The 13,466-nt window shown below is 55.6% G+C and carries 12 protein-coding genes; 8 read left to right on the top strand and 4 right to left on the bottom strand.

Annotation, left to right across the window (positions count from 1 at the left end; all coding sequences use genetic code 11):
• Positions 1-21: 21 nt before the first annotated feature.
• Positions 22-489: a MarR family winged helix-turn-helix transcriptional regulator gene (locus NST04_RS00590; RefSeq protein WP_340757330.1), complete on the bottom strand. Its 468-nt coding sequence runs from the start codon at positions 487-489 to the stop codon at positions 22-24.
• Between the two features lie 335 nt (positions 490-824).
• Between NST04_RS00590 and NST04_RS00585 the strand changes: the two genes are divergently transcribed.
• A complete protein-coding gene (locus NST04_RS00585) occupies positions 825-1,625 on the top strand; it encodes an ABC transporter ATP-binding protein (protein ID WP_341182732.1) in 801 nt (266 codons plus the stop codon).
• Complete coding sequence (locus tag NST04_RS00580; RefSeq protein WP_341182731.1) at positions 1,622-2,872, top strand: ABC transporter permease; 1,251 nt, start codon at positions 1,622-1,624, stop codon at positions 2,870-2,872. The genes NST04_RS00585 and NST04_RS00580 overlap by 4 nt, the downstream gene beginning before the upstream one ends.
• A 138-nt stretch (positions 2,873-3,010) precedes the next feature.
• Here NST04_RS00580 and NST04_RS00575 read toward each other — a convergent pair whose 3' ends face one another.
• Complete coding sequence (locus NST04_RS00575) at positions 3,011-4,270, bottom strand: BaiN/RdsA family NAD(P)/FAD-dependent oxidoreductase (RefSeq protein WP_341182730.1); 1,260 nt, start codon at positions 4,268-4,270, stop codon at positions 3,011-3,013.
• Between the two features lie 197 nt (positions 4,271-4,467).
• Here NST04_RS00575 and NST04_RS00570 point away from each other — a divergent pair, with 197 nt between their 5' ends.
• The 3 genes from NST04_RS00570 to nadE all read left to right on the top strand — a co-directional run bounded on the left by NST04_RS00570 (position 4,468) and on the right by nadE (position 7,726).
• Positions 4,468-6,153 carry an ATP-binding protein gene (locus NST04_RS00570; RefSeq protein ID WP_341182729.1) on the top strand — a complete coding sequence of 562 codons (1,686 nt, stop codon included), beginning with the start codon at positions 4,468-4,470 and terminating at the stop codon, positions 6,151-6,153.
• A gap of 182 nt (positions 6,154-6,335) precedes the next feature.
• Positions 6,336-6,770, top strand: coding sequence for a BrxA/BrxB family bacilliredoxin (locus tag NST04_RS00565; RefSeq protein WP_341182728.1), 435 nt, complete (start codon positions 6,336-6,338; stop codon positions 6,768-6,770).
• 146 nt (positions 6,771-6,916) lie between these two features.
• Positions 6,917-7,726 (top strand): ammonia-dependent NAD(+) synthetase, encoded by an 810-nt coding sequence (gene nadE / locus NST04_RS00560; protein ID WP_341182727.1) that lies wholly within the window; start codon positions 6,917-6,919, stop codon positions 7,724-7,726.
• A gap of 75 nt (positions 7,727-7,801) precedes the next feature.
• Here nadE and NST04_RS00555 read toward each other — a convergent pair whose 3' ends face one another.
• A complete protein-coding gene (locus NST04_RS00555; RefSeq protein WP_341182726.1) occupies positions 7,802-8,620 on the bottom strand; it encodes an alpha/beta hydrolase family protein in 819 nt (272 codons plus the stop codon).
• 281 nt (positions 8,621-8,901) lie between these two features.
• On the opposite strand from NST04_RS00555, the gene acpS reads away from it, so the two are divergent.
• A complete protein-coding gene (gene acpS, locus NST04_RS00550) occupies positions 8,902-9,306 on the top strand; it encodes a holo-ACP synthase (protein WP_341182725.1) in 405 nt (134 codons plus the stop codon).
• A gap of 31 nt (positions 9,307-9,337) precedes the next feature.
• A complete protein-coding gene (mutY, locus tag NST04_RS00545) occupies positions 9,338-10,711 on the top strand; it encodes an A/G-specific adenine glycosylase (RefSeq protein WP_341182724.1) in 1,374 nt (457 codons plus the stop codon).
• A 380-nt stretch (positions 10,712-11,091) separates the two neighbouring features.
• Here the strand turns inward: mutY and NST04_RS00540 are convergent, their stop codons facing one another.
• Entirely contained in the window at positions 11,092-11,514 is a 423-nt protein-coding gene (locus NST04_RS00540) for a hypothetical protein (protein WP_341182723.1), read from the bottom strand.
• Positions 11,515-11,708: 194 nt separating this feature from the next.
• Between NST04_RS00540 and NST04_RS00535 the strand changes: the two genes are divergently transcribed.
• On the top strand, positions 11,709-12,746 hold the full coding sequence (locus NST04_RS00535) for a LacI family DNA-binding transcriptional regulator (RefSeq protein WP_341182722.1): 1,038 nt from the start codon (positions 11,709-11,711) through the stop codon (positions 12,744-12,746).
• Positions 12,747-13,466 lie beyond the last annotated feature (720 nt).

The following is a 13,466-nucleotide window of genomic DNA, read 5'->3' as shown; positions in this document are numbered from 1 at the left end:
CCGCTGATTCCTCAACTACCCTTATTTGCGCGGGAGCGGGGAAAGCTTCTCGGCTTGCAGGCCCATCTTCTTCAGCAGCACAATCATCTGTTCCTTCTCTTCGTCGCTGAGTCCGCTGAAGGCCAGATGCAGGCGCTCCGAGTACTTCGGATACATCTCGTTCATCAGACGTTCGCCCTCTGTAGTCAGCTCGGCAAAAATAACGCGGCGGTCACTAGGGCAAGGCTTGCGCTGCAGGTACCCGCGTTCTTCCAGCTTGTCGATCACATAAGTAACGTTGCCGCTCTGAAGCAGCAGCTTGGCACCGATCTGCTGGATCGGCTGCGATCCTTTGTAATAGAGAACCTCCATAACTGCGAAGGCGGTCGGGTTGAAGCCTTCGATCTTGCTGCCGGTTACAGCATGCTCGTTAATGCTCTTGAAGGACTTGGCAAAAACTCTGTACAAATGCAGGGTCAACTGAGTATCGCGTTCATAGGATTGTATCATGCTTCTCCACCTCTATTGTTAATCGTACGGGCTTATCCGCACGGTTTGGAATACTTGCTTCCTGATATCTAGTTTTACAATACGTCAAACAAAGATTGAAGAACATGTCATTTGTCACAATAAGCACACTTTTAATAATAAAAAATTGAACAATCTTTTGAAGGTGCTAAAAAAATGTATACCTGTGCGAAATTTGAAGTCGGCCACCGGTAGTCCGTATAATGAAGGCTACAGACTGCGGGACGGGTGAAGGGTGAAAATTATTGCAGCAAAGGCCTGTCTATGGTGCTATGATCGCATTATATTCAATGATGATACAGGGGATGGAGATAGAGATGGAAGAGACAGAAGGTCTGGATGAACAGAAGGCTCCGAAGCAGACGGAGGACCTGATCAACAAGTATTACGACGACGACGATGATGATGAGGATGAAGAGGATACCGTGCTTGATGTGGTGATTGAGGAAGCGGGCTATGAGGCAGGAGACATCCGCATCTCAGGAATCTCCTTCCAGGTGAAGAAGGGTGAGCTGCTGGGACTGATCGGACCGAACGGGGCCGGCAAAAGCACTACCATCAAGACGCTGCTTGGTCTGCTGAAGCATGCCAAGGCCCGGGTGAAACTGGGCGGCGAGAACCAGTCCTACGCCTACGTACCGGAGCAGCCGGTATTCTACGAGGACCTTACGCTGTGGGAGCATTTGGATCTGGCCGCTGCCGCGTACGGCTTAAGCTATGAAGCCTTCGAGTCTACGGCGGAACAGCTGCTGGTACAGTTCAGCATGACCCATGTGCGGGATGATCTGCCGGCGGGCTTCTCCAAGGGGATGAAACAGAAGATGATGCTCATGCTCGGCTTCCTGGTACAGCCGGATGTCTATATAGTGGATGAGCCGTTCATCGGGCTTGATCCCAGGGCCACCAAGGATTTCCTGCGGCTGCTGGAGGCGGAGCGGGAGCGCGGTGCCGGGGTGCTGATGTCCACGCATGTTCTGGATACAGCGGAGAAAATCTGCGACAGCTTCATTCTGATCTCCGGAGGCAAAATTGCCGCCGAGGGGACACTTGCGGAGATACGCGGGGAAGCGGGGCTGCCGGAGGGATCGCTGTTTGATTGCTTCGACGAATTAACATGAGCCGGAATTCATTTGCGTTCCCGGCTGCAAGGAATCTCTTAAGACGAAGACTGTTCTCCCATTTCCGGGAGCAGACGGCTATTATCCGTACGGCTGTAGACTGGACAGTCCTGCTGTATATCCTCATCCCGGGGGGCCTCCTCGGGGGCCGCTTCTATTATGGCTACTGGAACGGTGATCTTCCGGGCTGGTTCAGCCATGTCCCCTTTGTGGTCGTGCCTTCGCTGCTGGCCATTCTGCTGGCTACGGGAGGCATCGTGCTGCTGCTCCAGGAAGGGGATCTGCTGTTCCTGCGGCAGCGGCAGAACTGGATCAGCACGATCCTCAGGGGCGGAATGGTCTATAGTCTAGCGGTAACTGCGCTGAAGATGGCGGCGGTATACGTCATTCTGCTGCCGTTTCTGATCCGCGGCTATGATCTGAGCGCGGCAAGCGCCTATGGCTTGCTGGCGCTGACGATAGCCTGCAGTTGGGCCGTTAAGCTGCTGGGCCATATCGTCAAGGTGCAGCGGCAGGGCTTCCGCCGCCGGCTGTGGCTGATCCTGGCGGTGGCCGTACCCTGCGGGATCTACCTGCGTCTCGCACTCTTCTGGAAGGACAGCCCGGCCCTTCTGTTCCTTGCGGCTGCCGCCTACGCGGCAGTGACCGTCCTGGCCTTCAGAGCCCGCCTGCGCCTGCGCGGCACGTTCATGAATGATGTGCGCGAGGACTACAAGCAGCGGATGAGCATTGCAGCGATTCTGCTGCGCCGTGTGCTGGATAAGCCGCGCCCGACACGCTACAAGCCCTGGATCTTCCGCAAGTCACAGCCGCTGCTGGCTTCGAAGTTGCCTGAGAGCCGCTTCGCCGCCGCAGGGATCAAGGCGATGCTGCGCAATCCGGCCCATCTCAAGTTGTATTTGCAATTCACCGGGGTGTCGCTGGTGGCAATATTTATTGTGCCGGTAGTGCTGAAATGGCTGCTGTACGCCATCTTGACTTGCCTGATGGCCTATTGGCTGACCTCCTTCTGGAATCTGTTCTCCGGGGATGACTATATCGGCATTCTGCCGTTCACCAAGGTGCAGAAGGCGGATGCCGGTTCCAAGGCGATGCCTATCCTGCTGACGCCCTTCGCCGTCTTATGCTCAGCAGTACTCTGCATTCCGGCCTACGGCTGGTGGGGCTTGCTGATCTTCATCCCTGTCGGGGCTGCCGCCGGAATCTGGATCGGCCGCATATTCAGTGTCATAAGGTTTGCCAGATAACAGCAAGAAGCCTTCCTCCACAAGCCGGGGGAAGGCTTCTTGCTGTTAGGTCTGTTATGGCAGCATTCCGGAGGCTGATATATGCTTCCCGGATGCCACACCAGGGAGCCGCTACATACAGGCGCTGCTTATCCGCTTTTACTGCTCCGCCGCATGCTTGCCGGCCGTATAGCCGGTGGAGAAGGCAGCGGTAATATTATAGCCGCCGGTATAACCGTGAATATCAAGAATCTCACCGCAGAAATAGAGGCCTGCGGTCAGCTTGGACTGCATGGTCTTGGGGTTGATCTCCTTGAGCGCAACTCCCCCGCCGGTCACGAAGGCTTCCGCAAGGGAACGTGTCCCATGAACCTGAACGGGCATCCTCTTCACCAGGGCAGCCAGCGCCCCAAGGCCAGTCTTGGGCAGATGATGGCCTGTAATCTCCCCATCAAGCCCCCCCTTCGCCAGCAGCAGCGGGATCAGGCGCTCGGGCAGGAGTCCCTTCAGCGAGTTGCGGATAGCCTTCTTCGGCTCCAGATCGAGCTTATTCTGGAGCATAGATTCCGCCTCCTGGAGGGACAGGTCCGGGAACAGGTCGATGGACATCTCCACGGTGTCGGTTCCCGACTTCTGCTGAACCTGGCGCAGGAACTGGCTGCAGCGCAGCGCAATCGGGCCGGATAAGCCGAAATGGGTGAAGATCATATCTCCCCGGTGGGAGATCACCTTCTTGCCCCTCAGATTCCAGACGCTCAGCGTGACATCGCGGAGGGACAAGCCCTGCAGCTCCCCGGATTTGATCCACGGCTCCCTGGAGAGAATAGGGACCTCAGTCGGGAACAGCTCCGTGATCGTATGTCCGGCAGCGGCAGCCCAAGGGTACCCATCGCCGGTAGATCCGGTCTGCGGCACGGACTTGCCTCCGGTGGCGATAATGACAGCCTTCGCGCTGAAGGCCTTGCCTGACTCCAGGCGGATGCCCCGGACGGCCCCTTCCTCGTAGAGCACCTCACGGACCGGGCTGTCCGTCATGATCTGCACGCCAAGACTACGGACCTTGCCAACTAGCGCAGAGACTACGCTTGCGGCCTTGTCCGATACAGGGAACATCCGCCCGTTATCCTCCTCCTTCAAGGCGATGCCCAGCCCCTCAAAAAAATCTATAATATCCCGGTTGTTGAAATGGTCAAACGAGCTGTATAAAAAACGGCCGTTGCCCGGTATATGGGCGATCAGCTCTGAGGTCTCCTTTATATTGGTAACATTGCAGCGCCCGCCGCCCGAAATCCCCAGCTTGCGGCCGAGCTTCGCCCCTTTGTCGATCAGAAGTACGGACGCCCCGTGTCCGGCTGCGGCTACGCTGGCCATCAGCCCGGACGGGCCGCCTCCAATGACGATTACATCATAGCTATTCATTCATTTGCTCCTTTTGCTTATTGCTACACTCTATTAACGGCATCATACCATTCCAGACGGAGTGTAGCCAGATCCTGAGTGTCGAAACCTGATTATCGTTGTCAGGAAAGCGCGGTTATGCTTTAATCTAAGTGGAAAAGGAATTTTAACCAATTTGAGGAGTGATTGCAATTATTTATGCGGTAAAGGATATTTTATTGCAAATATCAGCTGCCTGCATGTTCCTGTTTCTTTTTCAGTGGAGGCTGGACCGGGGCGATCCCCTGCGCCGGAACATCAGGTTCCCCGATGATCATATCTTTCTGATGATCTGCTGCGCGCTGGGCATTACGCTGTGCATGGCCCTATCGGCTACGATGTTCGGGGTGGTCTATTTGAATCTGGCGATTCTCCCGGCCTATATCGGGATCTTATATGGTAACCTGCCCTCCAGCGTGTACCTGGCACTGTATTTCTTCTTCTGTACTGCATTATTTTCGATGCCGTCAGGGATAGAGCATCTTTTCTTGAATACAGGGGTGCTGATGTATCCGCTGCTCTTCGGCATGTCCGGGCTGTTCAAGAAATCCGCGATTCCCGGCAAAATCGGCATTCTGTGGGGCGCGCTTTTTCCGAGCATGCTGTTCATTGTCATTGTACCGAATATGCAGGGCCGGAGCATCCTTAATATCCATCCTGCTGAAGCTGCCCTGGCCGGGTTATATGCCTTGACGGCCTTAATTCTGGGCGCCTTGTTTATCGTCTATATCGATAAGGCCTGGGACAAGCTGCAGGTCAAGATACAGATGCAGGGAATCTCGGAGAAATTCCAGTGGGAATCGGAGAAGTTGCAGCAGATCACGAATGTGGTGCCGCTGAATATTATGGAGTTCGATGACAACGGGTATGTGACGGAGCTGAATGAATACATGCTGACTCTGATGCAGCGTCATTGCCCCCTGTTGACCAGAGAGGTTATTTTGTCGAGTCCGGCAAGAGAGGTCTTCGGCCAAAGCATGGATCAGGCTACCCTGGCCCGGTTAGAGGGCGTTCTGCGCAGCAGACAGCGTTCCAATACGAAGATCAGGGTCGATTCGATGACCTATCATATTTTTACCGCGCCGCTCCAGCATGAATCAGGGCTGCCGGGCGGAGTCGTCATGATTATTCAGGATTTGACGGAAGAGGAGAAAATCCGCAGCGAGCTTGACAATGTCGAGCGCCTGTCGCTGGTCGGGCAGATGGCTGCGGGAATTACGCACGAGATCCGTAACCCGATGGCGGTAGTACGCGGCTTCCTGCAGCTGATGCGGGAAAAGAGCCCGGAGGATCTCCATTCCTATTATCATATTGTTATGGAGGAGCTGGACCGGGCCAACAGCATCATCAATGACTTTCTGTCGCTGGCACAGACCCGTGTATCGGACAAGGAGCCGGCCGGCCTCCAGCCTATTCTGGAGGAGCTTACGCCGCTGATCTGGGCGGATGCCAATCTTCGCGGCCAAAGTGTAGAACTGAAGATCAGTCCTACGATGCCGCTGCTAGAGCTCAATGTCCGGGAGATTAAGCAGCTGATTCTGAATCTGGCCCGCAACGCCATGGAGGCGATGGAGGCCAAGGGCGTACTGACGCTGGCTGCCTGTGAGCATGAGGATACCGTGCTGCTGATTATAACGGATACCGGAAGCGGTATGCCCGAGAGCCAGCTGCAACAATTGTTCACCCCGTTCTTCACCACTAAGAGCCAGGGGACAGGTCTTGGCCTGTCGCTCTGTCTTAGTATTGCAGAGCGGCATAACGGGACGATCCGGGTAGAATCGGAGGTCGGTTGCGGGACCTCGGTCATCGTTACTTTTCCGGTAGAATCCAGAGAGGGAGCGCTCCAGAGCCCTGTATATATGTAGCGGATTCCGGGAGGACGGGCACCGTTTCGGGGCTGTGCAGCGGCAGGCTGGAGCAGGCTGCTTCTCTTGCTTTCGCAGAGTATGTATGTATAATAAAGTTAGCAAGTAGTGCTGGAACGCGGTAACGTTATCCGGGTCCAGGGCCGTATCTCAATTCAAGTGATGAAGGAGAGTGCAGAGAAATGTCCATGTCTTTTAATCAATATATGAGAGATTCTATTCAACCTATGCGCGACGATCTGACAAGCATCGGATTTCAGGAGCTGTTGACCCCGGAGGATGTGGAAGCAGCCCTTCCGGCAGCCAAGGGAACTTCGCTGGTTGTTGTTAACTCCGTATGCGGCTGTGCCGCCGGACAGTGCCGTCCAGGGGTAGCCCAGGCGCTGCAGAACGAGATTCTGCCGGATCACCTGTTCACCGTATTTGCCGGTCAGGAGAAGGAAGCTACCGCCAAGGCACGTGAATATTTCGCTCCGTATCCGCCATCATCCCCGTCCATCGCCCTGATGAAAGACGGCGAGCTGGTTCACTTCATCGAACGTCACGGTGTGGAAGACCGTTCGGCCGCCGAGATTGCTGCGGAGCTGAAGGAAGTTTTTGACCGTGTGTGCCAGTAATAATGAACTGCAGCCTGAGGGCAGCAGCATGAATAAGTAATGATCCCGCATCAGCCAGCCGTCAGCCGGAGGCTTGGCTCATGCGGGATTTTTTTTCTACTTGTAATAGGGCTAGGGAATACAATTCTAAGAAACGGGGTGGTCCTGTGAGTCTGCAGGAAGAGATTATTGCTACGCTGGGAGTTAAGCCGGTAATTGATACGGATGCGGAGATACGTAAGCGTGTAGATTTTCTGAAAGCGTATGCGCTCCAGGCGGGGGCCAGAGGTCTGCTGATTGCGATTAGCGGAGGTGTGGATAGCGCGGTGGCTGCGGGTCTGTGCAAGCAGGCTACGGACGAGCTGACGGCGGAGCAAGGCAAGGAGTATATGACACTCGGGGTATTCCAGCCCTACGGGGAGCAGGAGGATATTGAGCACAGCTATGCGGTGGCCCGGGCTTTTGAGTTGACCCATACGGTGGAGACCAATATCGAAGAAGCGGTGAACGAGATCGCCCTGGAGGTCGAGCATAGCCTGAAGGCCCTGGGACAGCACAAGCATATTACCCATCAGGGCAAGGGGAATGTAAAAGCGAGAACGCGGATGGTGATGCAGTATGCGCTTGCTTTTGAGAACAATCTGCTGGTGGTGGGTACCGATCATGCTTCTGAAGCCATTACCGGATTCTATACGAAGTGGGGCGATGGTGCCGTCGATATTACACCGCTCTCTTCCCTGAACAAACGGCAGGTACGTCAGCTGGCTGCGGCACTTGGCGTGCCGGCGGATATCGTGACCAAAGCGCCGACGGCCGGACTCTGGCCGGGCCAGACGGATGAGACAGAGCTTGGAATCACCTATGAGGAGAACAGCGATTATCTGGAGGGGAAGACCGTCAGCCGTGAAGCGGCTGAGAAGCTGGAGCGCTTCTTCCGGAGAACGGCGCATAAGCGCGATAGTATTCCGGGGATCTAAGCAGGTTATGCCGGAGCCGCCGGGGCGCTGTGTTTGATGCAGACGCTCCGGCGGTTTTTTGGTAAGAGTAAGAATCTACTTCGCCAGTACCCGGTTGATGAATTCTCTGGTAGCGGATATCGCCTGTTCCAACTGGGGTGTCGTTCCGGCAAAAGGATGAACGGTGCAAAAGGTATGATTGCCGCCTGGAATCTGCACCCATTCAATATCCGGCCGCAGCCTGATCAATTGCCCGGAGCCGCGGCGCAGATGCTCTCCGTCCTCACTGCCTTGAATCAGAACGGCCGGGAAGCTGGCCTGCTTCATCCGCTCCATAATCTGGTAACGCTCCGCCTGCTGCTCCAGATCCTCTATAATGATGGCATCCAGCGGCATTTGCTGTCCGGTCCGTCCGTTGAGCACATGGGTCCGGCCCTTTTCCCGCATCTCACTCTTCTGCTGCTCTGTGAACAGATCCAGGTTAGTGATCCCGTTCCAGGAGATGACCCCGGCGATTTCTGCCGGATGATCCAGTGCGTAGAGGAGTGAGTCGCCCCCGCCGCGGCTATGCCCTAGCAGGAACAGCGGGAGGCTGCCGAACCTGTGGTGCTGGCTCAGATAAGAGAGCAGGATCTCCATATCCTTGATCTCACGCTGGTAGGTGTTGCGGGCGAATTTGTCCAGCTCGGTGAAATTCTGCAGATCCTCGCCGATGCCGGCATGGGAGAAGTTGAAGGTGATTACTTCATGCTCGTCGCTGAGCGCCTGTGCCGTATACGGGAACATCCCCCAATCCTTAAAGCCTTTATAGCCGTGAGCGATGACTATCACACTGCGGGCCTCTCCCTGGGCGGGAAAATGGGAACAGCGAAGCACCGCATCCTCACCTGCGGGTAATTCAAAATTACGGGACATAAGGTATTCTTCCTTTCCTACATATCTTGGAACTGGCGGTTGTACTTCTTTACCTGATATACCTGATTTGTGCGTGATAGACTTTCAGTTTTTTTTCTTTTAAGATAGCAGAAAGCTGACGCTAAGACTATTATTAATAATACTTGGTCAAGATGCTGACAGGCTTCACTGTTACATGAGATCTGTGGAGTCCTAGCAAGATCATATCATTAGACGCAGGGTAAGGATAGAAGGTAATATAAGAGGGTTAAGGAATGCAGAGACAGGAGAGGTGTGGGAGTGTGATTTACGGAATCGGGCATGATGTGCTGGAAATCGGCAGGGTTGCCGGGATTACGGAGGGCAGCCTGGGCAGCCGCTTCTCCCGGAGAATTCTGACCCGGCAGGAGCTGGCGCTGGCCGCAGGCAAAGGCGCAAAGACCGCGGAATTCATCGCCGGAAGATTCTCGGCCAAGGAAGCGGTTGTGAAGGCGCTCGGCTGCGGAATCGGTCAGATGGTGGGTTTTCAGGACATTGAGATTCTGCCGGATGCACTGGGCAAACCAGTAGCCATCCTGTCTGCGGAGGCCTGGTCCCGGCTGGGGCTGCCGAAGGAGGAGTATGTCATTCATCTCACTATTACGCACAGCCGCGGACTGGCCTCTGCCTTCGCGGTGGTGGAGCGGACACCCGGCTACAGCCTGTAACTATATAATATGAACGGCAAGGAGAATAACGATGAACACAGATGAGAAGCACATAGAAGCGCAGCAGGAAGCCAAGTTATTCTTCAGCCGGTTCCTGCTGGAATGGTACCACCTCCAGAAGCGGGACCTGCCGTGGCGGCGCCACCGCAACCCGTATTACATCTGGATCTCAGAGATTATGCTGCAGCAGACCCGGGTAGATACGGTAATTCCTTATTTCAACCGTTTCATTGAGCAATTCCCGACTGTAGAGGCGCTCGCTGATGCACCGGAGGAAGAGGTGCTGAAGTGCTGGGAGGGACTTGGCTACTACTCACGTGCCCGGAATCTCCAGCATGCCGCGAAGCAGGTCAAGGAGCTGTACGGAGGTCAGGTACCGGATGACCGCGATGCCGTATTCGGCCTCAAGGGCGTAGGCCCGTATACCGCCGGTGCTATTCTGAGCATCGCGTTCAACCGGCCGGAGCCGGCGGTGGATGGCAATGTGATGCGTGTCTTATCCCGGTATTTTCTGATTGAGGATGACATTGCCAAAGGCCCGACCCGTGTGAAAATGGAAAAGCTCGCCGCCGAGCTCATCCCCGAAGGGGAGGCGGGCAGCTTCAATCAGGCGCTGATGGAGCTTGGCGCGCTCATCTGCACGCCGAAATCACCGCGCTGCCTTCCGTGCCCGGTGATGGAGCACTGCGCCGCGCGGCTGGCGGGCTGCGAGGCCACGCTGCCCGTCAAGACCAAGGCGAAGCCGCCGCGTCCGGAGGAGCGGCTGGCTGCCCTGGTAGAGGGCCGCGGCGAGCACGCGGGCCGGGTACTGATCCGGCAGCGGCCGGCTAGCGGGCTTTTGGCCCGCATGTGGGAGCTGCCGCACTGGCCTGCGCCGCCTGCTGAGGCCGGCGGCGCGCGCGGTGCGCTGCTGCCGGAAGCGGCAGCGCTGGACCGGCTGCGCCGGTCCATGAGCCAGGCCGGGATTCATGCCCGGCCAGAGGGGCACTGGATGGCTGCGGAGCATACATTCAGCCATATTGTGTGGACCCTGCAGGTGTACCGCTGCAGGGAAGAGGCGGCGCTGCCGCTGGCAGCGGAGAGCCGCGCCGTGTACGGGGCGGCTCAAGCGGAGCGCGGCGACAGCGCGCTGGGCGCGGACGCTGAAGCGGCACATGCGGAGCGTGCGGATGGCGCGCTGGGGGTGGACGCTGGGGCGGCACATGCGGAGCGCGTGGCTGCGGCGCTGGGGATACAGCCAGCGGAAGACGCACCGCTGGCGCTGTTCGACAGCGGGGATGCCGCAGCCGATGCGGCAGACAGCGGAGCGCAGCGCTGGATCAGCCGCGAGGACATGAAGAATTATGCCTTTCCGAATGTGTTCCTCAAGCTGCTGAACAGCTATTTCGATGAGCAAGAGACGTAGGCTCTAAGCCACAGCTGTGATGCTGTTACCCGCTGAGCGATACAGTCCACCGAGATATGAGTAGCACTGCTGCCGGTTGCAGTGTAAAGATTAGTATGTTTAGTGCTGAACGAGGGTGCTTCTCTTATCTTCTCACCAACGCTGCAACGGCTGCCGTCCTTCTAAAAAGAGTGCCTCCGCTTCCGTGTGCTGTTGAGCAAATGTGTGGCTATCGGATGTGGACAAACTGGAACTATATATTACCTGACCTCAACAGCCGAAAGTATAGTATATGTGCGCCACTAACGGAAGTGAGCCGCCGCACGGCGCAATCAAAGGGATAAATCCCATTAAATGAGCCGAAAGTGAGCCGCACGGTGAAATCAAAGGGATAAATCCCATTAAAAGTACCGAAAGTGAAGCCGCACAGTGAAATCAAAGGGATAAATCCCATTGAATGTGCCGAAAGTGGGCTGCACGGTGAAATCAAAGGGATAAATCCCATTGAATGTGCCGAAAGTGGGCTGCACGGTGAAATCAAAGGGATAAATCCCATTGAATGTGCCGAAAGTGGAGCCGCACGGTGCAATCAAAGGGATAAATCCCATTAAAAGTATCCAAAGTAGGCAGCAGGCGTAAATGAGGAGCACAAATACCCCTGAATTGGTCAAAAGCGGGCGGTTGAGCAAAATGAGGAGCACGAATGCCCCTGAATTGGCAGAAAGCGGGCAGTTGAGCAAAATGAGGAGCACAAATACCCCTGAATTGGTCAAAAGCGGGCGGTTGAGCAAAATGAGGAGCACGAATGCCCCTGAATTAGCCAAAAGCGGGCGATTAGCTGAAATGAGGGGCACAAATGCCCCTCAAATCCGCTGTACCCATCCCCCGCGCCCTACCCCTGCCCTCCTCACCCTGGCTCTCAGCCGACTTCCCCACCTCACCCCAACCCAACCCCCGCACCCATCCGCCCCGGATGTAAGTTGCATAAGCCAGGAACGCGAGACCAAGGAGGTAAAGGATGAAGACGATTACCATATATGATATCGCCAAGGAGGCCCAGGTGTCCGTAGCCACAGTCTCCCGTGTCCTCAACAATACAGCTCCGGTCAAGGAGAGCACCCGGGAGATCATCATGGCTGTGATTGAGAAGCACCAGTTTCAGCCGAACGCGCTTGCCCGCAGTCTGCTCAAGAAGGAGACCGGCACGATCGCCATGATTTTGCCTGACATCACCAACCCCTTTTTCCCGGAAGTCTTCTGGGGAGCCGAAAATGTAGCCAGAGAGAAGCATTATACCTTCTTCCTCTGCGATACGGCGGGTGAGCATAGCCGCGAGTCGGAGTACCTTAGCATTCTTCGGGAGAAAAGAGTGGACGGGATTATTTTCCTGGGCGGCAGAATTAACCTGAACCAGTGCCCGCCGGCGTTGTCACAGGAAGTCGTGGAGCTGTCGAAGCATGTGCCGATCGTGCTGGTCAACGGTAATCTGCCCCGGAGCGGCCTGCACCGCATTTATACCGATGAAGAGGAAGGGGCCGCACTGGCCACCCAGCATCTGCTGGACCTGGGGCACCGGAGAATCGGGTTCCTCGGGGGAATGGAGGAGACCTCCACAACCCAAGTGAAGCTGAAGTCTGTGAGGATGAAGCTGAAAGAACAGGGGCTTACGCTGCGCAAGGATTGGGTCATGTTCCACGACTTCTCGATCGAGGGCGGGCGGGCGCTGATGGACCGGATGCTGGAGCAGGAGGACCGGCCGACAGCGGTGCTGTGTGTGAATGATTTTACAGCTATCGGGGCGTTGAAGTCTGCCACCCAGCATGGGCTGAAGATACCGGAGGATCTGTCGATCGTCGGGTTCGACGACTCGCCCTTGTCCAGAGCGGTAATTCCGGAGCTGACCACGGTGTCGCAGAACACCAACCAGCTGGGGGAGCTGTCTGTAGAGATGCTTCATGAGCTGATCAGCGGCAGAAATCCCAAGAAACGGACGGTACTCCAGCCAAAGCTGGTGGTACGCGACAGCACGGGACGCCCGAAAAATCCTGCAGAATAGTTCTTAGAATAGCCAGCAATATCACCCGCCGGAAGCTGCTTACCAACCAAGTCTGCCGCGCACGTATTCGAGTATGTTCATCCAGGGGCGGTCAAGAACTTTCCAGGCGTATGTGGAGTGCGTCAGCACGAGGGGGCCTGTATACTGGAAAGTTTTTGGATTGAAGCATGAAATTTGTGTAAAGTAGGATTGACCAGCGGATAACCAGAAGTTATAATGAAATGGATTTCATGAAACCCATTTCATTATTTTTTAGGTTTTGAGTAAGCGGTTACTCTAGCGGTACATAAGGGACAAGGCGAGTTAGCGAATTTGATGACAATTTGAAAAATAAAAGAAATTCGCAGCCGTAACCAACCAGTTACCCTGTATTTCCCACAAGAGAAGCCGCCTTCAGAGGGACGGCATGACCCGTGCACAGCTAATCCGTGTATTCCCTCTGAAGCAGTACCGCTCTTAATGGAACGTCATGGGCCGTACAACAAGCCGTCTCCGTCCCTCCAGAGAAGTACTACCTTCAGAGCGACGGCATAGCCCATGTATCGCCGCGTATTTCTCTCTGTACCGGCACCGCCCTTAGAGAGCGGCAATAACCGTATCCAAGCTCATTTACCAAGTTTTTTACCATTTCCAGGCTTATCTTAAGAGCTTATATGCTGGCATACGCCACTATATAAATATGACATTGTGAAGGGAGCGGGGGGGACGGACGCAGACATG

It is taken from the genome of Paenibacillus sp. FSL H7-0756, from assembly GCF_038006765.1.
GTDB lineage: Bacteria > Bacillota > Bacilli > Paenibacillales > Paenibacillaceae > Paenibacillus_AQ.
The sequence above is the reverse complement of the archived record's forward strand: the minus strand, read 5'-3'. Positions and strand labels throughout refer to the sequence as shown.

Excerpts from the sequence above, each read along its gene's own strand:
- NST04_RS00590 (WP_340757330.1), bottom strand. The coding sequence starts at position 489 with ATGATACAATCCTATGAACGCGATACTCAGTTGACCCTGCATTTGTAC.
- NST04_RS00585 (WP_341182732.1), top strand. The coding sequence starts at position 825 with ATGGAAGAGACAGAAGGTCTGGATGAACAGAAGGCTCCGAAGCAGACG.
- NST04_RS00580 (WP_341182731.1), top strand. The coding sequence starts at position 1,622 with ATGAGCCGGAATTCATTTGCGTTCCCGGCTGCAAGGAATCTCTTAAGA.
- NST04_RS00575 (WP_341182730.1), bottom strand. The coding sequence starts at position 4,270 with ATGAATAGCTATGATGTAATCGTCATTGGAGGCGGCCCGTCCGGGCTG.
- NST04_RS00565 (WP_341182728.1), top strand. The coding sequence starts at position 6,336 with ATGTCCATGTCTTTTAATCAATATATGAGAGATTCTATTCAACCTATG.
- NST04_RS00555 (WP_341182726.1), bottom strand. The coding sequence starts at position 8,620 with ATGTCCCGTAATTTTGAATTACCCGCAGGTGAGGATGCGGTGCTTCGC.
- mutY (WP_341182724.1), top strand. The coding sequence starts at position 9,338 with ATGAACACAGATGAGAAGCACATAGAAGCGCAGCAGGAAGCCAAGTTA.
- NST04_RS00535 (WP_341182722.1), top strand. The coding sequence starts at position 11,709 with ATGAAGACGATTACCATATATGATATCGCCAAGGAGGCCCAGGTGTCC.